This is a genomic window from Pelomonas baiyunensis, from assembly GCF_043555935.1.
GTDB classification, from domain to species: Bacteria; Pseudomonadota; Gammaproteobacteria; order Burkholderiales; family Burkholderiaceae_C; genus Pelomonas; species Pelomonas baiyunensis.
Genome location: NZ_JBIGIB010000003.1, coordinates 340,018 through 362,120, shown reverse-complemented (window position 1 = coordinate 362,120; position 22,103 = coordinate 340,018). Strand labels below are relative to the sequence as shown.

General features: G+C 70.1%; 19 protein-coding genes. 10 read left to right on the top strand and 9 right to left on the bottom strand.

Annotation, left to right across the window (positions count from 1 at the left end; translation table 11 throughout):
- Positions 1-27 precede the first annotated feature (27 nt).
- The 6 genes from ACG01O_RS12090 to ACG01O_RS12065 form a co-directional block, all read right to left on the bottom strand.
- Positions 28-930 carry a Bug family tripartite tricarboxylate transporter substrate binding protein gene (locus ACG01O_RS12090; protein WP_394384859.1) on the bottom strand — a complete coding sequence of 301 codons (903 nt, stop codon included), beginning with the start codon at positions 928-930 and terminating at the stop codon, positions 28-30.
- Positions 931-1,046: 116 nt separating this feature from the next.
- On the bottom strand, positions 1,047-3,089 hold the full coding sequence (locus ACG01O_RS12085; RefSeq protein WP_394384858.1) for a GGDEF domain-containing protein: 2,043 nt from the start codon (positions 3,087-3,089) through the stop codon (positions 1,047-1,049).
- Complete coding sequence (locus tag ACG01O_RS12080) at positions 3,086-5,149, bottom strand: GGDEF domain-containing protein (protein ID WP_394384856.1); 2,064 nt, start codon at positions 5,147-5,149, stop codon at positions 3,086-3,088. Before ACG01O_RS12080 ends, ACG01O_RS12085 begins: the two co-directional genes overlap by 4 nt.
- Positions 5,150-5,267: 118 nt before the next feature.
- Positions 5,268-6,953, bottom strand: a complete 1,686-nt coding sequence (locus tag ACG01O_RS12075; protein WP_394384854.1) for an ABC transporter ATP-binding protein — start codon at positions 6,951-6,953, stop codon at positions 5,268-5,270.
- A gap of 2 nt (positions 6,954-6,955) precedes the next feature.
- The gene (locus ACG01O_RS12070; protein ID WP_394384852.1) at positions 6,956-7,981 is read right to left on the bottom strand and encodes an ABC transporter permease; all 1,026 of its coding nucleotides are present in this window, start codon (positions 7,979-7,981) and stop codon (positions 6,956-6,958) included.
- The gene (locus tag ACG01O_RS12065) at positions 7,978-8,916 is read right to left on the bottom strand and encodes an ABC transporter permease (protein ID WP_394384850.1); all 939 of its coding nucleotides are present in this window, start codon (positions 8,914-8,916) and stop codon (positions 7,978-7,980) included. Before ACG01O_RS12065 ends, ACG01O_RS12070 begins: the two co-directional genes overlap by 4 nt.
- A 151-nt stretch (positions 8,917-9,067) precedes the next feature.
- Here ACG01O_RS12065 and ACG01O_RS12060 point away from each other — a divergent pair, with 151 nt between their 5' ends.
- The 5 genes from ACG01O_RS12060 to ACG01O_RS12040 all read left to right on the top strand — a co-directional run bounded on the left by ACG01O_RS12060 (position 9,068) and on the right by ACG01O_RS12040 (position 15,912).
- Positions 9,068-10,876, top strand: coding sequence for an ABC transporter substrate-binding protein (locus tag ACG01O_RS12060; protein WP_394384848.1), 1,809 nt, complete (start codon positions 9,068-9,070; stop codon positions 10,874-10,876).
- Positions 10,876-12,687: an ABC transporter substrate-binding protein gene (locus ACG01O_RS12055; protein WP_394384846.1), complete on the top strand. Its 1,812-nt coding sequence runs from the start codon at positions 10,876-10,878 to the stop codon at positions 12,685-12,687. The genes ACG01O_RS12060 and ACG01O_RS12055 overlap by 1 nt, the downstream gene beginning before the upstream one ends.
- Positions 12,688-12,822: 135 nt before the next feature.
- Positions 12,823-13,149 (top strand): PspC domain-containing protein, encoded by a 327-nt coding sequence (locus ACG01O_RS12050; RefSeq protein ID WP_394384845.1) that lies wholly within the window; start codon positions 12,823-12,825, stop codon positions 13,147-13,149.
- A 153-nt stretch (positions 13,150-13,302) separates the two neighbouring features.
- Entirely contained in the window at positions 13,303-15,003 is a 1,701-nt protein-coding gene (locus ACG01O_RS12045; RefSeq protein WP_394384843.1) for a wax ester/triacylglycerol synthase family O-acyltransferase, read from the top strand.
- Positions 15,004-15,075: 72 nt separating this feature from the next.
- On the top strand, positions 15,076-15,912 hold the full coding sequence (locus ACG01O_RS12040) for an esterase/lipase family protein (RefSeq protein ID WP_394384841.1): 837 nt from the start codon (positions 15,076-15,078) through the stop codon (positions 15,910-15,912).
- 25 nt (positions 15,913-15,937) lie between these two features.
- On the opposite strand, the gene ACG01O_RS12035 is transcribed toward ACG01O_RS12040, so the two are convergent.
- Positions 15,938-16,534 carry a type II secretion system protein GspG gene (locus ACG01O_RS12035; protein WP_394384839.1) on the bottom strand — a complete coding sequence of 199 codons (597 nt, stop codon included), beginning with the start codon at positions 16,532-16,534 and terminating at the stop codon, positions 15,938-15,940.
- Positions 16,535-16,598: 64 nt separating this feature from the next.
- On the opposite strand from ACG01O_RS12035, the gene ACG01O_RS12030 reads away from it, so the two are divergent.
- Positions 16,599-17,192 (top strand): ATP-dependent Clp protease proteolytic subunit, encoded by a 594-nt coding sequence (locus ACG01O_RS12030; protein WP_394384837.1) that lies wholly within the window; start codon positions 16,599-16,601, stop codon positions 17,190-17,192.
- Positions 17,193-17,197: 5 nt separating this feature from the next.
- The gene (locus tag ACG01O_RS12025) at positions 17,198-18,097 is read left to right on the top strand and encodes an alpha/beta fold hydrolase (RefSeq protein WP_394384835.1); all 900 of its coding nucleotides are present in this window, start codon (positions 17,198-17,200) and stop codon (positions 18,095-18,097) included.
- A gap of 42 nt (positions 18,098-18,139) precedes the next feature.
- Here ACG01O_RS12025 and ACG01O_RS12020 read toward each other — a convergent pair whose 3' ends face one another.
- Together ACG01O_RS12020 and ACG01O_RS12015 are read right to left on the bottom strand one after the other, a co-directional pair.
- On the bottom strand, positions 18,140-18,748 hold the full coding sequence (locus ACG01O_RS12020) for a hypothetical protein (RefSeq protein WP_394384833.1): 609 nt from the start codon (positions 18,746-18,748) through the stop codon (positions 18,140-18,142).
- Positions 18,749-18,818: 70 nt separating this feature from the next.
- The gene (locus ACG01O_RS12015) at positions 18,819-19,259 is read right to left on the bottom strand and encodes a copper chaperone PCu(A)C (RefSeq protein WP_394384831.1); all 441 of its coding nucleotides are present in this window, start codon (positions 19,257-19,259) and stop codon (positions 18,819-18,821) included.
- Between the two features lie 99 nt (positions 19,260-19,358).
- On the opposite strand from ACG01O_RS12015, the gene ACG01O_RS12010 reads away from it, so the two are divergent.
- Genes ACG01O_RS12010 through ACG01O_RS12000 form a run of 3 tightly spaced genes read left to right on the top strand, consistent with a single transcriptional unit; the run spans position 19,359 to position 22,098 of the window.
- Positions 19,359-19,754: a GntR family transcriptional regulator gene (locus tag ACG01O_RS12010; protein WP_394384829.1), complete on the top strand. Its 396-nt coding sequence runs from the start codon at positions 19,359-19,361 to the stop codon at positions 19,752-19,754.
- Positions 19,751-20,638 carry an ABC transporter ATP-binding protein gene (locus ACG01O_RS12005; RefSeq protein WP_394384827.1) on the top strand — a complete coding sequence of 296 codons (888 nt, stop codon included), beginning with the start codon at positions 19,751-19,753 and terminating at the stop codon, positions 20,636-20,638. Before ACG01O_RS12010 ends, ACG01O_RS12005 begins: the two co-directional genes overlap by 4 nt.
- Positions 20,638-22,098: a hypothetical protein gene (locus ACG01O_RS12000; RefSeq protein WP_394384825.1), complete on the top strand. Its 1,461-nt coding sequence runs from the start codon at positions 20,638-20,640 to the stop codon at positions 22,096-22,098. The genes ACG01O_RS12005 and ACG01O_RS12000 overlap by 1 nt, the downstream gene beginning before the upstream one ends.
- The last annotated feature ends 5 nt before the right edge of the window (positions 22,099-22,103 follow it).

Genomic DNA, 22,103 nt, shown 5'->3' with positions numbered 1-22,103 from the left:
GCGTCTCGATCGGTTGCGTCCGGCGGGTCAGCGGTCGACCTTCACCCCGGACAGTTGCACCACACGCGCCCACTTGGCGGACTCCGCCGTCACCAGTGCCGACAGGGCGGCCGCCGTGGTGCCCTGCACCAGCAGGCCCGACTGCGTGAGCCGGTCGCGCAGGGCCGGCACGACCAGTGCCGCACTCGCCTCCCGCTGCAACCGGGCCAGCGGCTCGGCCGGCAGGCTGGCCGGGGCAAACAAGCCCACCCAGGAGCTGGCTTCATAACCGCGCAGGGCCGGCCCGCCGGCTTCGTGCACGGTGGGCAGGTCCGGCAGGATGGCGCTGCGGCGCAGGCTGGTGACGCCCAGCGGCAGCAGCCGCCCCGCGCGCAGGTGCGGCAGCACGGCGGGCAAGGCGTCGAACATCAGGTCCATGGTGCCGGTCAGCACATCCTCCAGCGCCGAGGCCGCGCTGCGGTAAGGGAAGTGCAGCAACGACGCATGCGTGAGCCGGCGAAACAGCTCGCCGGCCAGGTGCGTGGGCGAGCCATTGCCGCCGGATGCCATGTTCAGCCGGCCCGGCTGGCCGGTGGCGGCGTGCACCAGCTCGGCCACGCTGCGCACGCCCAGGCTCTGGGCCGACCCGGGGTTCATCACCAGCACCAAGGGCACGGTGCCCACCAGGCAGACGGGGGCGAAATCCTTCACCGGGTCGTACGGCAGGCGGCTGGACAGCAGCGGGTTGATGACGTGCGTGCCCACGCTGCCCATCAGCAGCGTGTGGCCGTCGCTGGCGCCCGCCACTTCGGCGCTGCCGATGTTGCCGTTGGCGCCCGGCCGGTTGTCCACGGTCACGGGCTGGCCCAGGCTGCGCTGCAGTTCCGGGGCCAGCAAGCGGGCGGCCAGGTCGCTGGCGCCCCCGGCCGGATAGGGCACAACGATGCGCATCGCGCGCGCCGGCCAGGCCGGCGGGCTGACCGGCTGCGCCAAAGCGGCGGAAGGGACTGAAGGGGCTGCAACGCCCCCCAGCCACGCCAACCAGGTGCGTCGCGGCAGACCGGCGCTCATGCGGGCCCGGCCAACTGTCGCAGGGACACCTGGCCGGCCAGGCAGGCGGCGTCGAAGTCTTGCAGGATGACGGCCAGACGGTCGGCGTTCGGGGCGTCCACCGCGCTGATGCCCACCCCCCGGTTGCGGCCCTCGGCCTTGGCCTTGTAGAGCACCATGTCGGCCCAGTTCACGGCCTGCTCCCAGTGCAGGTCCAGCTGCGGCCCACCCTCGCTGCCCAGCGGGAAGCTGGCAAAGCCGATGGAGGCCGTGACCCGCAACGGCCCCTCGGCGGTGGCCACCGGCTGACTGCCGATGCTGCGCAGCACCCGGTCGGCCATCAGGGCCAGATCGTCTGCCGCCAGGCTGGGCGAATACACCAGGAACTCCTCGCCGCCCCAGCGCACCACGAGGTCGCTGTCGCGCACCGCCGCGCGGATGCGCCGCGCCACTTCCACGATCACCGCGTCACCCGCGGCATGGCCATGCCAGTCGTTGATGTTCTTGAAGTGATCGATGTCGATCATCATCAACGCGCCGCGGAAGACCCCGCCGGCGGCTTCGCGGGCCCGCTGGTCCATCACCGCCAGGAAGTGGCGGCGGTTGGAGAGGTCGGTCAGCGGGTCGCGCTCGCTTTGCGCCCGCAGCAGGCTCTGGTTGGCCGTGAGCCGGGCCTGCGCACGGCGCATGCGCAGCAGCGTGACGACGATGAGCACCACGGACAGCAACAGCAGCACCCCCACCGCCACAGCCACTTGCTGGGCCAACTGGCGGTTGGCCAGCTGCTGGTCCTTAAGCTGACCGTCGCGGGCCAGCAGCTCCAGGTCGCGCTGCTTGGCCGCGCTGTCGTACTTGCGGCCCAGTTCCTCCAGCGCTGCCGCGCGGTTGCGCTCGTTGGCCCGTGCGTTCAGTTCACGCTCGTCGTGCAGGGCGGCCAGGGCTTCGCGGTACTGGCCCGCATCGGCCCAGGTGTCGGCCAGTTCACGCAGCTCGCGGGCGCGGTGCACCAGGTCGGCCGGGTCGCCCCCCATCTCGCTCGCCTTGGCCAGCGCCTGGCGCGCCGCGTCGAACTGGCGCAGCTTGATGTGGGTGACGGCCAGGTTGTGGTGCAGGCTGCGCTCGTAGACCCGATCGCCAAAGCGCTGCAACACGGGCAAGGCCTTGCGGCCGACCGCCAAGGCCTCGGCCAGCTGGCCCAGGTGCAGGTAGACGTTGACGAGGTTGGAGCGCAGCTGCGCCGCCAGGTGCGGGGCATCGGCCTGCTCGGCCAGCGCCAGCGCGGCCTCGCCCGCAGCGCGGGATGCGGCCATCGCGCGGGCGCGCCGCTCGATGGCGCCCTCAAAGTTGCGCACCCGTGCGGCCGCCACCAGGTCGCCCGCTGCGGCCTGCGAGCCCAGCTGCAGCTCGGCGCGGGCGGCGTCCATGCGGTCCAGGGCCTGCAGCGACACGGCCAGCATGCCGTGGCTCAGCGCCACCAGGTGGCGGTCGTCGCCCGCCGTGGCCAGGGCCAATGCGCGTCGGGCACTCGCCTCGGCATCGACGAAAGCGCCTTGAGCGTATTGGTCACGCTGCAGCAGGCGCAGGGCCTCCCAGGCACTGCGGAAATCGCACTGCCGTGCGGCCACGGCACGGGCCTCGTCGCCTGTGGGGCATTGGCGGTCCAGCCCGGTGAAGGCACGGCTGGCCAGGCCCCCGGCGGACTTGCCCGCACGCTCCTGCACCAGCGCCCGCAGCAGCCAGCTGCGGTCCACGCCGTCGTCGCGGGCCATGAGTTGGGCGGCCACCGCCTCCACCGCCTCGATTTGCCCGGCCTGCAGCAGCACGCGCCCCCGCGCCATCAGCCAGGCGGATTCGCGCTGGGTCTGGCCGGCAAAGTCGGCAGGCCAGCGTTGGGACAACTCGGCCAGCATGGCCTCGGGGGCATCAAAAGCCCGGCGGCTGATCTGGGCCAGTTGCAGCTCTTCGGCGGCCAGGTCGGCACGCGCGGCCGGCGCCGCCACGGCCAGCGCGAAGGCGCCTGCCCAGGCCCAGGCCATCGCCCAACACCGGCGGGCCGTCATGTGCGGTCTCCCGTCGGGCCGGTCAGCAGCTGCAGGCCCACGCGGCCTTCGCTCCACGCGGTTTCCAGTTGCGCCGTGAGTTCCGCCGCCGCCAGCGCGTCCGGCGCGTCGATGCGCTCCACGCCATAGGCCTTGTTGCGGCCGTGCGCCTTGGCCAGGTACATGACGGTGTCCACCAGGTCGATGGCGCGCTCCCAGGTCAGCCGCAAGGCATTGGGTGGCACGGGCAAGGTGACGAAGCCGATGGAGGCGGTGACCGCAATCGCGCGGCCCTCGTGCACCACGGGCTGGGTGCCGATGAGGTCCAGCAGGCGCTGCGCCAGCTGCGTGGCGAACTGCCCGTCGCGGCTGTTGGCCACCACCAGGAACTCCTCGCCGCCCCAGCGCACCACCAGGTCGCCGTCGCGCACAGCCTGGCGCAGGCGGCCGGCAATGTCGATGAGCACCGCGTCACCGGCGGCATGGCCCTGGCTGTCGTTGATGCGCTTGAAGTGGTCGATGTCAATCAGGAACAGGCTCGCGGCCAGCCCGTCGCCCTGCTGCATGGACTTGATGACCGCCTGGAAATGCCGCCGGTTGGCCAGGCCGGTGAGCGGGTCGGTTTCGCTTTGCCGCTTCAGCGACGCGTTGCTGTGGGCCAGAGCCTCATTCGTGCGGCGCACGCGACGGAAGGCCTGCCACAGCAGCACCAGCGACACCAGCACGCAGCCGCCCAGCGCCACCCACAGCATGAGCGCGAGGTTGCGCTGGTGCACCTGCTCGGCCTTGAGCGCGTTGTCGCGGTTCAGCAGTTCGATCTCGCGGGCCCGCTGCTCGGCGGCCTGGCGCTCCTGGGCTTCCAGCAGCAGTTTGCGGGTTTCGTCGCGCAGCACCCGCTCGCTGACGCGGCGATGCTCCCGGTAAGCCGACACCGCGCCGCTCAGGTCGCCCGCACGCTCCAGGTACTGGGCCAGTTCTTCCCAACCGGCCGAGGCATAGGCCAGCGCGCCCTGCTGCTCGTCCAGCGTGATGCCGGCCAGCACGTCGGCCCGGCCCTTGGCCACCTGCCCCATGGCGATGCGGGCCAGGCCGATGTTGCTGCGCGCCAGGCTCTCGGCGCTGCTGTTGCGCGTGGCCCGGGCCAGCGGCAGCGCCTGTTCGGCCAGCTCCAGCGCCCGGGCCGGGTGGCCTTGGCGCAGGTGGTAGTCGGCAAAGTTGGCCAGGCCCAGCGCGCGCACCGAGTCGGCCCCGGCGCGGGTGGCGAAGTCCAGCGCGTCGAAGGTGGACTGCAGCGTGATGCTCTGGTCGGCGTCGTTGGCGTAAATGATGCCGCGCATGGTGTGCACGCGGTTCAGGGTCATCGGGTCCGGGTCGCGCTGCGCCTCGGCCAAAGCCTGCGTGATGAGCTGGCGCGCACGCGCCGGGGTGTCGGCCCGATCGGACGTGAAGGCCAGGTCGCACAGGCTGAGGGCCACCCGCCACGGCTGGGCCAGTTGCTCGGCCAGGCGCAAAGCCGCGTGGCCGTGCGTGAGCGCGGCGTCGAGTTCGCCGGAGTCGCCCAGGATGGACACCAGCTGGTGGTGGTGGCGCCACTGGAACACCGGCCCGCTGGCGGCCAGCACCTGCGGATCGACCGCCAGCAAGAGCTTGCGGGCTTCGCGCAAGTCGCCCTGCCCGCGCTGGAAATCGGCGCCCACGCTGGCCGCCGCCACCACGGCGGACGCCCGCCCGGGGCCGGCCGGCCAGTCCTGCAGTTGCTGGTTGATCTGATCGACCCCGTTGCGGTCACGTGCCAGGCCCGCCAGGTGCCCGCGCAGGGCCAGCACCTCCAGCAAGGCGGGGCTGCCTGCGGGCAGGTTCTCGCCGCGCGCGCGCAACTCCAGCTCGAGCTGCGCCGGCTTGGCAGCGGCCGCGCGTTCGATCCGCACCAGGTCTTGCGCCAGGGCTTCGTCCAGCACCGCGGACGCCGCCGAGGCGGCGGAGCCGCCCGCGTCCGAGCCCCCGGGCGAACAGCCGGTCAGCAGGAACAGCGCGGTTCCGAGCGTGCAGAGCAGGGTGCGAAAAGCCAGGGGGGCGGGCATCGACGTGGGACGGGCGCCTCGAACAGGTGGCAACCCGTGCATTTCACTCCGATTTCGCACCGGGAAGCTCATCGGGATGCGCCGGCCCGCCGAATTTGCACGGCGCCGCCCCGCCCCCTCAGGCCGGCTGGGCCGTACTGGCGGTGTAACCGCGCGGCACCGCGCCCAACAAACGCTGGGTGTAGGCCTGCTGCGGTGCAGCAATCAGGGCCTCGGTGGGGGCCTGCTCCACCACATCGCCGTTCTGCATCACCAGCACCTCGTCGGAGATGAAGCGCACCACCGCGAGGTCGTGGCTGATGAAGATGTAGCTCAGGCCGAACTCGTCCTGCAGGTCTTTCAGCAGGTTGAGCACCTGGGCCTGCACCGACACATCCAGCGCCGACACGGCTTCGTCCAGCACCAGCACCTCGGGCTGCAAGGTGAGGCAGCGCGCAATTGCAATGCGCTGGCGCTGGCCGCCCGAGAACTCGTGCGGGTACTTGGCCATGGCGCTTTCGTCCAGGCCCACGCGCTTCAGCAGGGCGATGGCCGTGGCCTCACGCTCGGCGGTGTCGCGGCCGATGCCGTGGATTTCCATCGGCTCGCGCAGCGTCTGGCCGATGGTGAAGCGCGGGTTCAGCGACGCATACGGGTTCTGGAACACCACCTGGATGCGCCGGCGCATCTGCTGCCAGTCGGCCCCGCTCATCTTCAGCAGGTCGCGCCCCTCGAACAGCACCTGGCCGCCGGTGGGCTCGTGCAGGCGCAGCAGCGTGAGGCCCATGGTGGTTTTGCCCGAGCCCGATTCGCCCACCACGCCCAGCGTGTGGCCGCGCTTCAGCTTGAAGCTCACACCCTTGACGGCCTTGAACTCGCGCTTGCCGAAAAGGCCTTCCTTGAGCCAGAAGCTCTTTTGCAGGCCGGCCACCTCCAGCACCACCGGCGCCTGCGCGTCCTTGGCTCTGCCTTCGGTGGCGGCAGCACGGCCGGCGATGTGATCGTCGATCACCATCAGCCGCGCCGGGTTCTCGGCCAGCGACGGGCGGCAGGCCAGCAAGGCCTTGGTGTAGGCGTCTTGCGGCGCGTTGAAGATTTGCGCCACGGGCGCGGTTTCGCGCACCTGGCCGTGGCGCATCACCACCACGTGGTCCGAAATTTCGCCCACCACGCCCAGGTCGTGTGAGATGAACAGCAGGCTCATCTTGTGGGTTTGCTTGAGCTTGGCCATCAGCTCCATCACCTGGCGCTGGATGGTGACGTCCAGCGCCGTGGTGGGCTCGTCGGCGATCAGCAGCTTCGGGCTGCAGGCCAGGGCCACCGCGATCATCACGCGCTGCTGCTGGCCGCCGGACATCTCATGCGGGTAGGCCTTGAGCCGCCGCTTGGGCTCGGGAATGCCCACCTCGTGCAGGAGTTCTTCGGCGCGCACCAGGGCCTGGCGGCGCGTCATGCCCATGTGCTTCATCAGCGGCTCGCAGATTTGCGTGGCCACGTCGAGCACAGGGTTGAGCGAGCTCATCGGGTCTTGGAAGACGCAGGCGATGTCTTTGCCGCGCAGCGACTGCAACTCGCTCAGGCCCGTCTGCAGCAGGTCGCGGCCCTGGAACAGGATGCGGCCCTCGCGCTCGGCGTTGCTGGGCAGCAGGTTGAGCACGGACATGGCCGTCACGCTCTTGCCCGAGCCCGACTCGCCCACCAGCGCCACCGTGCTGTTCTCGGGCACGTCGAAGCTCACGCCCTTGACGGCCAGCTGGCGCTGCATGACGCCGCCTTGCTTGCCCATGCGGAAGGCGACCTTGAGATCTTGAATCGACAACAGCATGGTCACTCCAGGCCCCGCAGCTTCGGGTCCAGCGCATCGCGCAGCGCGTCGGTGAACAACGCGAAGGCCGTCACGAACACGGCCATGAAGGCGGTCACGGCGGCCAGCTGCCACCAGTAGCCCAGGATCATTTCGTTCTGCGCCTCGGCCAGCATGGTGCCCCAGCTGACCTGATCGACGCCCACGCCCAGGCCCAGGTAGCTCAGGATGACCTCGCTCTTGATGAAGCTCACCACATGCAGCGACAGCTGCACCAGCGCCACGTGCGACACGTTGGGCAGGATGTGCTTGAACATGCGCGAGAACTGGCTCGCGCCGATGGCCTCGGCCGAGCGCACGTACTCGCGCACCCGGTGCTTCATGAACTCCGCCCGCACCAGCCGGTAAATGCCCGTCCAGCCGGTGAAGGCCAGGATGCACACCACCGCCCCGATGCCGCGCGGAAAGATGGCCGCAAACGCAAAGATCAGCAGGATGCTGGGAATGGCGGTGAACACGTTGTAGACCCACTCCAGCAGGTCACCCACCTTGCCGCCGAAGAAGCCCGACAAGGCCCCCAGCACGGTGCCGATCAGCGTGGCCACGAGGGCTGCGGCCAGGCCCACCACGATGGACACCTCCGCCCCCTTGACCACCTTGGCCAGCACATCGCGGCCCAGCCGGTCGCCGCCCAGCGGCAGCGTCTCGGCGCGCACGATGTCGTCCGTCTTGAAGGCCTTGGCGCGTTCGGCCCATTCGGCGTAGCGCGGCGCCAGCGGGTCGATGTCGCTCAGGTCCACGTTCGGCCCCTTGGGCGCGGTGACGGTGCCGGTGTCTTCGGCCGGCTGCGGGCCCAGCAGCGTGGGCGGCGCGTTGGGCACGCCCACCTCGCGCTGCCAACCCGCGGCCACCAGGTTGCCGGCGGCCGCCAGCACCAGGGCCAGGAACAGGCCGACGATGACCATGCAGGTCATGCCGACGCGGTCGGTCTTCAAGCGCCGCCAGGATGCGGCCCAGACGCCGCCGGAGGAGTTGGACATGGGACTCATTTCAGAACCACGCGGGGGTCGACCCACTTGTAGAGCAGGTCCACCAGGAGGTTGACCGTCATGGTCATGGCCGCCAGGTAGATGGCGAAGGCCTGGATGACCGGGTAGTCGCTGCGGTTCACCGCCAGCAGCAGCTCACGCCCCAGGCCCGGGATGGAGAAGAACACCTCCAACAGGAACGAGCCCACCAGCACGCCCGGCAGCAGCACCGACACGTTGGTGAGGATGGGGATCATGGCGTTGCGCAGCACGTGCTTGAGCAGCACGGTGCGCTCGGTCATGCCCTTGGCGCGGGCGGTGCGCACGTAGTCGTGCCCGATCTCGTCCAGAAAGAAGCTGCGGTACAGGCGGATCTGCGGCGCCAGCGACACCGCCACGGCCACCAGCACCGGCAGCGGGGCGTAGGTGGTGAGGTTGGTCCAGGTGCTGCCCGTCCAGCCCTGCACCGGGAACCAGCCCAGCCGGAACGCGAACACGTACTGCGCCAGGATCACGTACACCAGCAGCGAGATGGACACCGCCACGGTGGACACCACCATCACCGAACGGTCGGTCAGGCTGCCGCGCACCGTGGCCACGGCCAGCGCGAACGGAATGGCCAGCAGCACCTCCAGCACCAGGATGGGCACCGTCACGGTCAGCGTGGCCGGCAGCCGCGTGGCGAACAGGTTGGCCACCGACTCGTTGGTCACCCAGCTCTTGCCCCAGTCGAACGTCACGATTTGCTGGATGAACAGGAACAGTTGCTCCCACACCGGCTTGTTCAAGCCCAGCTGCTCGCGGATGGACTCGATCTGCTCCGGGCTGGCGTTCAAGCCACCCAGCACCAGCGCGGGGTCGCTGCCGAAGTATTTGAAAAGGAAGAACACCAGCAGCACCACCCCGAGCAGCGTCGGGATCATTTGCCATAGGCGTCGGATGAGATAGGCCGCCATTCAGTACTCCAGCGGGGCGCCAAAAACCACAAACCCCGCGGCAGGCGCGGGGTTGTCACCCAAGAAACCGCGCGCAGTCTATGCGAGCCCCAGCCCCGCCGGCATGCCGGTTTCACTAGACTGCGCGACTTCTCCGCCAAAGCCCTGACCGATGAAGTTCCCTGCCCTGCTGTGTGCCCTGTTGCTGGCTTGCGCCCAGCCCGAAAGCCAGGCTCAAGGCCCCACACCTCAGAAGGTCTTGCGCTACGCCTTCAAGGTGGCCGAGACCGGCTTCGACCCCGCGCAGATCACCGACAGCTACTCCAAGGCCATCGCCGCGGGCATCTTCGATGCGCCGCTGGAGTACGACTTCGGCGCCCGCCCGTTCAAGCTGCGTCCGTCCACGCTGACCGCGATGCCCGAGGTCAGCGACGACTTCAAGACGATCACGATGCGGGTCAAGCCCGGCATCTACTTCGCCGACGACGCCGCCTTCAAAGGCGCCAAGCGCGAACTCACCGCGGCCGACTACGTCTACAGCATCAAGCGCCACTACGACCCGAAGTTCAAAAGCGGCAACCTCTACATCCTGGAGAACGCCAAGATCCTGGGCCTCTCGGAGCTGCGCCGCGAGTTGATGAAGGCCAAGAAGCCCTTCGACTACGACCGCGAGGTGGAAGGCCTGAAGGCGCTGGACCGCTACACCTTCCAAATCAAGCTGGGCGTGCCCGACCCGCGCTTCATCTACCAGTTCAGCGACGCGGCCTTCCTGGGCGCGGTGGCACGCGAGGTGGTGGAGTTCTACGGCGACAAGATCATGGAGCACCCGGTGGGCACCAACGCCTACCGGCTGGCCGAGTGGCGGCGCAGCTCGCGCATCGTGCTGGAGAAGAACCCCGGCTACCGCGACGTGCGCTACGCCGAGGTGGCGCCACCCGACGCCAGCGAGCAGCTCAAGGCCCAGGTGGCCGCGCTGCAAGGCCGCAAGCTGCCGCTGGCCGACCGCGTGGTCATCGACATCATCGAAGAGGCCCAGCCGCGCTGGCTGTCCTTCCTGCGCGGCGAGGCCGATGTCATCGAAGAAGTGCCCATCGACTTCGCCGGTGTGGCCATGCCCGGCAACCACCTCGCGCCCAACCTCGCCAAGCAGGGCATCACCATGACGCGCTACCCGCGCGCCGACATCTCGGTGAGCTACTTCAACATGGAAGACCCGGTGGTGGGCGGCTACACGCCCGAGAAGATCGCGCTGCGCCGCGCGATCAACCTCGCGGTGGACCTGGACAAGGAGATCCGCCTGGTGCGCCGCGGCCAGGCCATCAAGAGCCAGGGGCCCATCCCCACCATCGTGTTCGGCCACGACCCGGCCTTCAAGAGCGAGATGACCGAGTACAGCCCCGCCAAGGCCCGCGCGCTGCTGGACATGTACGGCTACAAGGACGTGGACGGCGACGGCTGGCGCGAGCTGCCCGACGGCAAGCCGCTGTCCATCGAGTACTCCACGCTGGCCGACGGCGAACGCCGCCAGCTGGCCGAGCAGTGGCAGAAGAACATGGCGGCCATCGGCATCAAGATGACCTTCAAGATCGGCAAGTTTCCCGAGCAGCTCAAGGCCGCCAACGCCGGCAAGCTGCAGATGTGGGGCGTCGGCTGGGTGGGCACCACGCCGGACGGCGACACTTTCCTGGCCATGGGCTCGGGCAAGGCCAAGGGCCACGCCAACAAGCCGCGCTTCGAGCTGGCCGCGTTCGATGCCATCTACGACAAACAAAAAGCCCTGCCCGACGGCCCCGAGCGCCAGGCGTTGATGACCGAAGGCCAGCGCCTGCTGGTGGCCTACGCGCCGTACAAGTTCCACGTGCACCGCATCTGGACGGACATGGCCCAGCCCTGGGTGAAGGGCTACAGCCGCAACATCTTCGTGCGCGACTTCTGGAAGTACGTCGACGTCGACCCCGCCGCCCAACCGCAAGCCCACTGATGAAACCCCTGCTCGCCGCCCTCGCCGTCTGCGTCACTCTGTGGGCCCCGGCCCGGGCGGCCGAGCCGGGTCAGACGCCGCCCAAGACGCTGCGGTATGCCTTCCGCGTGGCCGAGACCGGGTTCGACCCGGTGCGCCTGTCCGACATCTACTCCCGCGGCATCACCGCCCACATCTTCGAAGCGCTTTACACCTACGACCCGCTGGCCCGCCCCGCCCGCGTGGTGCCGCTGATCGCCGCGGGTGAGCCCGAGATCAGCGCCGATTTCAAGACCTTTCGCATCACGCTGCGCCCCGGCATCTACTTCGCTGCCGACCCGGCCTTCAAAGGCCAGCGCCGCGAGGTGACCGCGGCCGACTTCGTCTACAGCATCAAGCGCTACGCCGACCCGGCCAACAACGCGCAAGACTGGAGCAGCTACGAAGACGCGGGCCTGGTGGGCCTGACCGAGCTGCGCACCCAGGCCATCAAGACCAAGAAGCCCTTCCCCTACGACACCGAGATCGACGGCGTGAAGGCGCTGGACCGCTACACGCTGCAACTGCGCACCCGCGAGCCCCGGCCGCGGCTGGTGGAATCCATCCTCGCCGGCAACGACCTGCGCGGCGCCCTGGCCCGCGAGGTGGTGGCGTTCTACGGCGACAAGATCATGGAGCACCCGGTGGGCACCGGCCCCTTCATGCTCAAGACCTGGCGCCGCAGCTCGCAGATGGTGTTCGAACGCAACCCCGACTACCGCGAGCGGCACTACGAAGCCCACCCCGCGCCGGACGACGCCGAGGCCCAGGCCATCTACGCCCGCATGAAAGGCCGCCGCCTGCCCATGGTGGACCGCGTGGTGGTGGACGTGATCGTGGAAAACCAGCCGCGCTGGTTGGCCTTCCTGAACAACGAGCACGACTTCATCGAGCGCGTGCCCGAGGAGTTCATCACCCAGGCCACGCCGGGCGGGCACCTGGCCCCCAACCTCGCCAAGCGGGGCATGCAGGCGGTCGTGACGCTCGCGCCGGACCTGACCATGACCTGCTTCAACATGGAAGACCCGGTGGTGGGCGGCCTGAGCCCGGAGAAGGTGGCGCTGCGCCGGGCCATCTCGCTGGCCTACGACGTGCGCAAGGAAATTCGCCTCGCCCGCCGCGGCCAGGCCGTGCCGGCGCAAAGCCCGCTCAAGCCCAACACCTCGGGCTACGACGCCGCGTTCAAGAGCGAGATGAGCGACTACGACCCGGCGCGCGCCAAAGCCCTGCTCGACCTCTACGGCTACGTGGACCGCGACGGCGACGGCTGGCGCGAGTTGCCCGACGGCAGCCCGCTGGTGCTGACCCGCAACACCGAGCCCAACTCGCTGAGCCGGGCCATCGACGAACTGTGGGACAAGGCGCTGGCGGCCATCGGCATCCGGCTCAAGCTCAAGATCCAGCAGTGGCCCGAAAACCTCAAGGCCGCGCAGGCCGGCAACTACCAGATGTGGCCCGTGGGCTCGACCGCGGCGCAACCCGACGGCCAGGGCATCCTGCAGCGCTACTACGGCCCGGCCAGCGGCACGCAAAACCTGCCCCGCTTCAAGGAGCCGCGCTTCGACGCGCTGTACGAGCGCATGCAGTCGCTGCCCGACGGCCCCGAGCGCGAGGCGCTGTTCCAGGAGGCCAAGCGCCTGGCGATTGCCTACATGCCCTTCAAGCTGCACGTGCACCGCACGCTGACCGACATCCAGCAGCGCTGGATGACCGGCTTTCGCCGCCCGCTGTTCTGGCAAGACTTCTGGCAGTTCGTGGACATCGACCCCGAGCACGCTCCGCACCGCCCGTGAGCGGCGCGCTCGCGTGCAGCCTGTCCGCGCATTCGCCCGGGCGCATCCCGCCAAATCCACCGCCTGTCGCACACCGCTGGGCAGGCCGCGCAGCGCCGGTAGGCTTCACCCCATCAACAACGACAGGAGCTCGAGATGAATGACGCCGACGAACTGAACAAGCTGGCCGACCTGCACGCCCGCGGCGTGCTGAACGACGAGGAATTCGCCAAGGCCAAGGCCCGCGTGTTGAGCGGCAGCGCGGCCCCCGCCAGCGGCACGGGCGGCCCCAACATGAACACCCTCAACGGCCTGCGCCGCTCGCGCATGGACCGCTGGCTGGGCGGCGTGTGCGGCGGCGTGGCCCGCGCCACGGGGCTGGATTCCTGGGTCTGCCGGCTGATCTTCACCGTGCTGTTCCTGGCCTTCGGCAGCGGCGTGCTGCTGTACATCTTGCTGTGGATCTTTGTGCCGGAGGAGTGAGCCCACCCCCCTACGGCCTGACGGCCGCCCCCTCAAGGGGGCACTGCCAGTGGCCCGGCAAAGCCGGTTCCACGGCAGTAGCTGGAGGGGTCGGCCCTGAAGGCCTCCTGTAGTTCGGCGGGTATGCTGGTCCGAGAACTTCGGAGACAGCGCATGAAACAGCTTGCCGGCCTGGACGCCAGCTTCCTGTATCTGGAAACGCCGCAGATGCCGATGCATGTCGGCGCCCTGCACCTGCTGCAGTTGCCGGTGGGCTACGACGGCGATTTCGTCGAGGACCTGCGGGAACACATGCGCGCCCGGCTGCCGCTGCTGCCCGCGTTGCGGCGCAAGCTGCTGGCGATGCCGCTGGGCTTGTCCAACCCGGGCTGGGTGGACGCCGACCCCGACCTGGAACTGCACATCGTCGAGATCCCGCTGCCCGAAGGCAGCGGCATGGCGGCGCTGGAGGCCGAGGTGGGCTCGCTGCACCCGGTGCTGCTGGACCGCACCCGGCCGCTGTGGAAGTTCCACGTGTTCACCGGCCTGGAGCCCGGCCCTGAAGGTGAGCCGCGCGTGGCGCTGTACACCCAGCTGCACCACGCCGCCGTGGACGGCCAGGCCGCGGTGGCGCTGGCCCAGGTGATCCTGGACCTGAGCCCCGAGCCGCGCGCCATCGACACCCTGGCCGCGCGCGGCAAGAAGCGCGGCCAGTTGGGCACCGTGGGCCTGCTGCGCGCCGCCGTCTCGCAGCAATGGAAGCAGACTGTCAAGTTGGCGCGCTCGCTGCCCAACGCGGCCGGCATCCTGGGCGGCATGGCGGTGGGCTACGTGGGCGGCGCGGCTGCCGGGGCCTCGGTCAACAAGTTGCGCACGCTGTTGTCGGACGTGGCCTCGCAAACCACGGCGGTGGTGCGCGGCAAGACGGCGGTGTCCAGCCTGGGCCCGGCGCCGCGCACGCGCTTCAACGTGAGCCTGTCGGCCACGCGCTCGTTTGCCGGTGTCACGCTGCCGCTGGCCGAGCTCAACCGCACGCGCAAGCGCCATGGCGCGAGCCTGAACGACGCGGTGCTCTTCGTCATTGGCGGTGCGCTGCGGCGCTACTTTGCCAAGCACGGCCCGCTGCCACGCAAGAGCCTGATCGCCGCCGTGCCGGTGTCCACCCGCGCGGCGGGCGACACCACCTCCAACAACCAGGCCACCATGACCTTCATGAGCCTGGGCACGCACCTCGCCCAGCCGGCCGAGCGGCTCAGCCACGTGATGGCCTCCAGCGCCGCCATGAAGGCGCAGATGAGCCAGCTCAAGAGCCTGATGCCCACCGATTTCCCCAGCCTGGGCATCCCGTGGCTGATGCAGGCCGGCGCCATGCTCTACGGCCGCGCCAAGGTGGCCGAGAAGCTGCCGGTGATCGCCAACGTCGTCATCTCCAACGTGCCGGGGCCGCAGGTGCCGCTGTACCTGGCCGGCGCGCAGATGCTGACGAACTACCCCACGTCGATTGCCGTGCACGGCCTGGCGCTGAACGTGACGGTGCAGACCTACAACCAGTCGCTGGACATCGGCCTGATGGCCTGCGGCGAAGCCCTGCCCGAAACGGCCGAACTGGCCGCCTACGTGGAAGCCGCCTTCCTGGAATTCCAGGCCTTGCCGGTGGCCGAAGCACCTAAGACCCCTGACCCTGCCCGTGCCCCTGCCGCCCGGAAGCAGCGCGTGGCCCCGCCGGCGGCCAAGGCCTCCAAGCCGACCCGCGCGCCCGCCCAAGCCTCGAAGGCCCCTGCAACGGCCCAGCCCTCGCGGGCCCGCAAGCCCGTCGCCAAGGCGACACCCCAGCCCCGGGCAAGCACGGCCCGCAAGCGCACGGCCGCTGCCTAACAATTCGGGTCTCGGCGGGCCGGCCCCTCGGCCTGCCGGGTTGCCCGCTGTGTTGTTTGCCGTTTCACCCGCATGTCCGCCTCCCGCTCGCCGCGCCTGTCGTCCCGCTACTCGCGCTGGCAAAACGCCCCCGCCCTGACCGCGCCTGACTGGTCGGACCTGCGCGCCCCCAACGCCTGGCTGCTGATGCTGGAAGGCCGCGCGCCGTGGGAATACGCCGCGCTGCTGGCCGCCACGCCGTGGTTGCGCAAGCTGCCGCAGGGCGATGGCCACCCGGTGCTGGTGTTCCCCGGCCTGGGCGCGAACGACCTGACCACCGCGCCGCTGCGCAGCCTGCTCGACTCGCTGGGCTACGCCACGCAGCCCTGGGGCCAGGGCTTCAACTTCGGCCCGCGCGCCGGCGTGCTGGAGCGCATCCAGCACGACCTGGAAGCCCTTTACCGCCGCCACCACCGCAAGGTCAGCCTGCTGGGCTGGAGCCTGGGCGGCATCTACGCCCGCGAGCTGGCCAAGGAATGCCCGGACCTCGTGCGCTGCGTGGTGACGCTGGGCACGCCGTTCACCGGCCACCCGCGCGCCACCAACGCGTGGCGGTTTTTCGAGATGGTCAGCGGCCATGCGTCCAACGACCCGGAGCTGATCGAAGCCATCCGCCAGCCCCCACCCGTGCCCACCACGTCCATCTACTCCAAGACCGACGGCGTGGTGGCCTGGCGCTGCAGCATCAACGAGCCCTCTCCGCTGGCGGAGAACATCGAGGTGCACGCCAGCCACATCGGCCTGGGCTTCAACCCCATGGCGCTGTACGCGCTGGCCGACCGGCTGGCGCAACCGGAAGGCCAGTGGCAACACTTCGAGCCCAAGGGCGCGCGGCGCTGGTTCTACAAGACGCCGCAGCACAGCGGCTGAGCCGCACCGCCTGCCGCCGCGCGGCTCAGCGGTTGCAGCGCCCGGCCGGGTCCGCCTCGTTGGCGGCGGCCTCCAGCGCCTCGATCGTGTCGTCCGCCGCAATGTCACGCCCGAACAGGCGTCCACCGGGCGCGCCGTCCGCGCCGAGGCTGATCAATGTCGGCACGCCGGCATCCAAGCGATACACCACGGGTCGCCCCCAGAAGTCCTGGGTCATGTCCTTCGCCGCGTCGGCGCTCAGAACCTGGGCCACCGCGGCCTTGAACTCGGCTGCTGACGGATACCGCTGGGTCTGCAAGCGGTGCGTTTCCAAGGCACTGCGCAGCGTGATCAGGTCCTGCCTCACACTGAGGTAGTGCATCTGCAGCAGGTTCGGGTTGACATGCGCGCCCTGACTCTCCAGATAACGCGCCAACTCGAACTGTTGGCGGCGGTAGGCCTGGTACAGCGCGCGGCAGCCTGCGGCATCCACATCACCACCCGCGGCCACGTAGGCCTTGACCGCCTCCACGTCGTTGCGCTGCACAGCAGCCCCGAGCACGCTGGGGCTTGGAGGTTCAGCGCCAGCGGCGACCGACGCCACCGCCGCAGCGAGCACGGCCAACGTTTGAAGCAGGGGCATGGCACGTCGATGCGAGTGGGGCACGGTTCTCACGGTAAGGTAGAGGCTTCAACGGAACTCGATCATGCACCACCACACCCTCGCCGCCGAAGACAAGGCCGCCAAGAAAGAAGCCCCCGAGAAGATGGAAGAGCAGCTGCTCTTCAAGGGCCGCTACGTGATGATCTTTGGCGAGATCGACGACAAGATGGCGCACGCCACCTGCCGCCGCCTGCTGGCGCTGTCGCAAGAGTCGGACGCGCCGATCACGCTGCTGATCTCCAGCCCCGGCGGCCACGTGGAAAGCGGCGACGCCATCCACGACATGATCCGCTTCGTGCGCGCCCCGGTCACCACGGTGGGCACGGGCTGGGTGGCCAGCGCCGGCACGCACATCTACCTGGCCGCGCCGAAAGAGCGCCGCCTGGCGCTGCCCAACACGCGCTTCATGATCCACCAGCCGGCCGGTGGCGCCGGTGGCCAGGCCAGCGACATCGCCATCCAGGCCCGTGAAATCATCCGCACCCGTGAGCGCATCGCCGCCACCATCGCCACCGCCACCGGCCAGCCGCTGGAGCGCGTGGCGGCCGACATCGAGCGCGATTTCTGGATGAGCACCGGCGAGGCCATCGAGTACGGCCTGGTGTCGCGCGTGATCGAGAAGCAGTCCGACCTCTGACCCGCATGCAGGTCAGCGCCAACGGCGTTCGCATCGAGGTGGACATCCAGGGGCCCGACGACGGCGAGCCCCTGCTGCTGATCATGGGCCTGGGCATGCAGTTGATCGCCTGGCCCGACGGCTGGGTGGAACAGCTGGTGGCGCAGGGCTTTCGCGTCATCCGGTTCGACAACCGGGACGTGGGCCTGTCCCAGCCGTTTGACCAGCTCGGCGTGCCCAACATCCCGCTGGCGGCGCTGCTGCACACCCTGCGGCTGCCCCTGCAGGCGCCCTACCAGATTGCCGACCTGGCGCGCGACGCCGTGGGCGTGCTGGATGCACTGGGCATTGCCCGCGCGCACATCTGCGGCGCGTCCATGGGCGGCATGATTGCCCAGCACCTGGGCTTTGCGCACGGCCAGCGGGTCAAAAGCCTCACGCTGATGATGACCACCAGTGGTCACCGCAGCCTGCCCAAGGAAAGCCTGCAAGTGCGCCGCGCGATGCTGTCGCGCCCCAAACCGGGCAGCACGCCCGCACAGAAGTTCGAGAACGTGCTGGACCACTACGTGCGCCTGTACGGCGTGATCGGCAGCCCGGGCTACCCGGCCGAGCCGCGGCAGCTGCGCGAGCGCATCGCCCACGGCGTGAAGCGGGCGTTTCGTCCGCAGGCCGTGGCCCGGCAGCTGGTGGCGATTGCGGCCGACCGTCACCGCGCCGAGCGGCTGCCCCGCATCACGGCGCCCACCCTCGTGATCCACGGCGAGGCCGACCCGCTCATCCCGGTGGCGGCAGCGCACGACCTGGCGCGCCGCATTCCGGGCGCCACACTCGAAGTGATTCCGGGCTGGGGACATGACCTGCCCGAGCCCCTATGGCCGCAGTTCACCCGCGCGGTGTGCGCGGCCGCGAACCGGGCAAACTGAACCCGCTGCCGTCCGTCGGGGCGGCGGGAGCCGCCGGGTGGATCAGCGCGCGGTGCTGACGGACGCGTAGGACTGCAGTGCCGCCGCGGCGTTCACCGCCGTCGATTGCTGCTGCTGCGCCTGCTGGGCCTGCGCCTGGACTTGCGCTTGCTGGGCCTCGTTTTGCAGCTGCGCCTGGCGCTGCTGCTCGGCTTTGGCGGCCACCAGCTTCAAGGTGTAGTCGGCCCCTTCCTTGGGGCTGACCGAGCCGTCTTCGTTCGCATCGGCCGGCTCAAAAGCCTTGGTGGCCGTGGCGGCGGTGCGGGCGGGCGGCGTGAGCGTGACCGCAGGGGCCGGCGCCGGGGCCGCTTCCGCCGTTGCGGTGGACGTGGCCGTCGGCGCGGGGGCGGAGGCTGCAGAAGCTGCCGACAGTGCAGCAGCCGTGTCAGCCGTCTGGGCGGGTTCAGCCGTGGTCGCAGTCTCAGCCTGGCTCGCCGCGCGGGCGGCTTCCGCCTGGGCCCGTTCGGCCGCGGCGGCCGAGATGCTCACCACCGCGTCCGGCTTGGGCGCGGGCGTGACGGCCCCCGTCACCGCCGGGCTGGCCGCCGACGGCTCCGCCGCAGCCTGGGGGGCTGGGCTGGCACCGGAAATGGCGGTCAGGGTGTTGAGCATGGCGGGGCTTTCGCGCAGATGCCCTTATTTTCGGCCAAACCTGCGTTCAGCTGAAGGGGTGTTGTGCGGATCAGTGACCGGCGTGGCCGCCGCTGCGGGCCTCGGCCTGCACTTCCAGCGTGGTGCGCTGCTGGTTCTCGCCCTGCAGCGTGAGGGTCAGCGGCACCTTGTCGCCGGCCTGGATGGGCGCCTTCAGGCCCATCAGCATGACGTGGTAGCTGCCCGGCTTCAGCGCCACGGCCTGGCCGGCCGGCAGGGCCAGCGCGTCCACGGCGCGCATCTTCATCACGCCGCCGTCCATCTTCATTTCATGGATTTCCACCACGGCGGCCACGGGCGAACTCACCGCCACCACCTGCGCGGCTTTGGCCGAGGTGATTTGCATGAACGCGCCGGTGGCCTTTTGCGCCGGCACGGTGGCGCGCACCCAGGGGTCGGTCACCTGCACCTGGGCGTGAACGGGCGCGGCCAAAGACAGGAACAAGGCAGAAGCGGTCAGCAGCAGGCGCATGGCACACACATCGGGGGGTGAAAACGACCATTGTGCGACCGAGGCTTGACCTTTGCTGTCTACGTGTACTATCGTACTAGTACACATTGGCAGCACCCCATGGACCCCCACCACTTCGTCCAGATCAACACCGGCTCGCCCGAGCCCATTTACCGGCAGCTCGTCGAACAGGTGCGCCGCCGCGTGGCCGCCGGCCAGCTGATGGCGGGCGACGAAATCCCTTCCGTGCGCGAACTGGCCCAGGCCCTGGCCGTGCACCCCATGACCATCTCCAAGGCGTATTCGCTGCTGGAAATGGAAGGGGTGCTGGAGCGGCGCCGGGGCTTGTCCATGGTGGTGGCGGCCCAGCACCAGCAGGCCCAGCCGCGGGCCTCGCGCATCGAACTGCTGCGCCCCACGCTGCAAAAGGCGGCTGACGAAGCCCGCCAGCTCCAACTCCCGGCGGCCGAAGTGATCGGCCTGCTCACGCAACTCCTTGACGAGACGAACGCATGACGCCCGCCCACTTCCCCCCCACCGACACCCCCAGCGCCGCACTGAGCCAGGTCACGCTGCGCTACCCCAAGGGCCCCACCGTGCTGAACGCGCTGGACTGGCAGCTGCTGCCGGGTCAGGTGGTGGGCCTGCTGGGCCGCAACGGCGCCGGCAAAACCACGCTGCTGGAAACGCTGCTGGGGCTGCGCGAGCCCGAGGCCGGCACGGTGACGCTGTTCGGCCAGGACGCCCAGCACCTGGACGACGCCACCCGCGCCCGCATCGGCTACGTGCCGCAGGAAAGCGACCTGTTCGAGGCCTTCACGCCGCCGCAGCTGCTGGCGTATTTCCAGAGCTTCTACCCGCGCTGGAACACGGCCAAGGTGGAGGGGCTGATGTCGCGCTGGGCCATCCCGCGCGACCAGATCATCCGCAAGCTCTCGGGCGGGCAGAAGCAGCGCCTCTCCATCATCCGCGCGCTGGCCCACGAGCCCGACCTGCTGGTGCTGGACGAGCCCGTGGCCAGCCTCGACCCCACCGGCCGGCGCGACTTCCTGCGCGAGCTGGTGGGCGACGTGATGGACCGCGGCGCCACCGTGGTGTTCTCCACCCACATCCTGTCGGACCTGGAGCGCGTGGCCTTCAACGTGGCCTTCCTGAGCCAGGGCCGCATCGCGCTGCAGGCGCCGCTGGACGAACTGCTGGACGACGTGCGCGCCTTCACCGGCAGCGTCACCGAGCTGGCTGGCCTGATGGCCCGGCTGGGCCTGCAGCCGCTCAAGCGCACGCCGCTGGAGGCCGGCCGCGAGCGGCTGCTGGCCCGGCTGCCAGCGGGCGTCACGCTGCCCACGGGCCTGGCGGCGGACCGGCTGAACCTGGACGACCTGTTCACGGAGCTCACCTGATGACCGCCGCGCAACTCAACCACACCCTGCTGGCCGCCTGGCGCCAGCGCGACCGCCAGCACCCCTGGGGCCGGCGGGTGATTGCCGCGCTGCTGCTGCTGTTGGCGGCCATCGGCTTCGTGCTGATGGAAGGGCCCGCGCGCTGGGTTCTGCCCATGGGCGCCCTGCTGGTGGCGGTGCACGGCTTCTGGATGGTGCTGGGCTTCAACCTGCAAGAGCAGAACCACCCCAACGCCGCGCGGCACCTGCCGGGGCACCTGCCTGCGCTGCGGGCAGCCGCACTCACCGGCTGGGCCGTGGCCTCGCTGCTGGGCACGCTGCTGATCTCGGCCATGCTGCCCCCCGAGCGCCTGACGGCCTCGTGGCAAGCGCTGTTGTTCGGCAACGCCGCCGTGGCGGTGTTCACGTTCTGGTCGCTGCGCGCTTGGTGGATGTGGGTGGTGGGGGCCTTCATCGGCCCGGCCGTGAGCACGCTGCGCGGGCTGCTGGAGCCCCCGTGGCTGGCGCTGCTGGACCTGTGGCACGCCCACCCCACCGCCATGCTGGCGCTGGCCCTGTTGGCGATGGCGGGCCTGATCGTGGCCGCGTTCGGCACCGGCGACGCGCGGCACCGCAAAGCCTATGCGCGCCAGCGCCTCATGCGCGACGCCCAGCGCCTGCAGCTGCAAGGCAAGGCCGTGACGCCGGCCGAAGCGCTGGGCGGCCTGGGGCGCATCACCCGCCCGTTCGACGCCGTGCTGTGGGCCTGGCGGGAACGGGTCGTGACGCGCGCCGACAACCGCCGCCGCGCCAGCGTGCTCGAGCGGCTGGAACTGGTGCTGCACGGCAACCAGCACTGGACCTACCAATTGATGGGCCTGGGTGCGGCCTGCGTGATTCTGGGTGTGGCGCTGGGCCTGGTGCTGCTGCTGACGGCGGCCACCTGGGACGACCTGCTCAAGCACGGCAATTACGGCATCGTCATCGGCCTGCTGTCGGCCCTGTTGCAACCGGTGCTGGCCCGCCACCAGGCGCTGTGGCAGAGCCGGCGCGAGCAAGCCCTGCTGCGCCTGCTGCCCGGCACGCCCCAGGGGGCCGACCTGAACCGCGCCGTGGCATGGCTGGGCCTGCGGCAAGCGGCCGTGGTGTGCCTGGGGCTGGCGGCGCTGCTGCTGCCCCTGGCCGCGGCGTCCGGCCAGCAACTGGCTGCCTGGGCCGTGCTGGCTGCCGTGCCTTGGGCGGTGCTGGCGGCTACGCGCCCGACCGCCCGCATGCGCAGCCCCAGCGCGCTGACCGGGGCGCTGCCCATGCTGGTGTGCTTCCCCACCGCCGCGGTGGCGGAGTTCGCCGGCCAGTGGCTGGGCTGGTCACCCGTGGTGGTGGCACTGCCGGTGCTGGTGGCTTCAGCCGCGCTCGGCGTGTGGCGCTGGCGCCGGCTGGCGCACGAGCCCGTCGGGCTGCCGACGGGCCGGTTGGGCTGAAGCGC

Excerpts from the sequence above, each read along its gene's own strand:
- ACG01O_RS12030 (WP_394384837.1), top strand. The coding sequence starts at position 16,599 with ATGCACCACCACACCCTCGCCGCCGAAGACAAGGCCGCCAAGAAAGAA.
- ACG01O_RS12010 (WP_394384829.1), top strand. The coding sequence starts at position 19,359 with ATGGACCCCCACCACTTCGTCCAGATCAACACCGGCTCGCCCGAGCCC.
- ACG01O_RS12015 (WP_394384831.1), bottom strand. The coding sequence starts at position 19,259 with ATGCGCCTGCTGCTGACCGCTTCTGCCTTGTTCCTGTCTTTGGCCGCG.
- ACG01O_RS12075 (WP_394384854.1), bottom strand. The coding sequence starts at position 6,953 with ATGCTGTTGTCGATTCAAGATCTCAAGGTCGCCTTCCGCATGGGCAAG.
- ACG01O_RS12045 (WP_394384843.1), top strand. The coding sequence starts at position 13,303 with ATGAAACAGCTTGCCGGCCTGGACGCCAGCTTCCTGTATCTGGAAACG.
- ACG01O_RS12065 (WP_394384850.1), bottom strand. The coding sequence starts at position 8,916 with ATGGCGGCCTATCTCATCCGACGCCTATGGCAAATGATCCCGACGCTG.
- ACG01O_RS12040 (WP_394384841.1), top strand. The coding sequence starts at position 15,076 with ATGTCCGCCTCCCGCTCGCCGCGCCTGTCGTCCCGCTACTCGCGCTGG.
- ACG01O_RS12080 (WP_394384856.1), bottom strand. The coding sequence starts at position 5,149 with ATGCCCGCCCCCCTGGCTTTTCGCACCCTGCTCTGCACGCTCGGAACC.
- ACG01O_RS12085 (WP_394384858.1), bottom strand. The coding sequence starts at position 3,089 with ATGACGGCCCGCCGGTGTTGGGCGATGGCCTGGGCCTGGGCAGGCGCC.
- ACG01O_RS12090 (WP_394384859.1), bottom strand. The coding sequence starts at position 930 with ATGCGCATCGTTGTGCCCTATCCGGCCGGGGGCGCCAGCGACCTGGCC.
- ACG01O_RS12060 (WP_394384848.1), top strand. The coding sequence starts at position 9,068 with ATGAAGTTCCCTGCCCTGCTGTGTGCCCTGTTGCTGGCTTGCGCCCAG.
- ACG01O_RS12035 (WP_394384839.1), bottom strand. The coding sequence starts at position 16,534 with ATGCCCCTGCTTCAAACGTTGGCCGTGCTCGCTGCGGCGGTGGCGTCG.
- ACG01O_RS12050 (WP_394384845.1), top strand. The coding sequence starts at position 12,823 with ATGAATGACGCCGACGAACTGAACAAGCTGGCCGACCTGCACGCCCGC.
- ACG01O_RS12025 (WP_394384835.1), top strand. The coding sequence starts at position 17,198 with ATGCAGGTCAGCGCCAACGGCGTTCGCATCGAGGTGGACATCCAGGGG.
- ACG01O_RS12005 (WP_394384827.1), top strand. The coding sequence starts at position 19,751 with ATGACGCCCGCCCACTTCCCCCCCACCGACACCCCCAGCGCCGCACTG.
- ACG01O_RS12000 (WP_394384825.1), top strand. The coding sequence starts at position 20,638 with ATGACCGCCGCGCAACTCAACCACACCCTGCTGGCCGCCTGGCGCCAG.
- ACG01O_RS12070 (WP_394384852.1), bottom strand. The coding sequence starts at position 7,981 with ATGAGTCCCATGTCCAACTCCTCCGGCGGCGTCTGGGCCGCATCCTGG.
- ACG01O_RS12055 (WP_394384846.1), top strand. The coding sequence starts at position 10,876 with ATGAAACCCCTGCTCGCCGCCCTCGCCGTCTGCGTCACTCTGTGGGCC.
- ACG01O_RS12020 (WP_394384833.1), bottom strand. The coding sequence starts at position 18,748 with ATGCTCAACACCCTGACCGCCATTTCCGGTGCCAGCCCAGCCCCCCAG.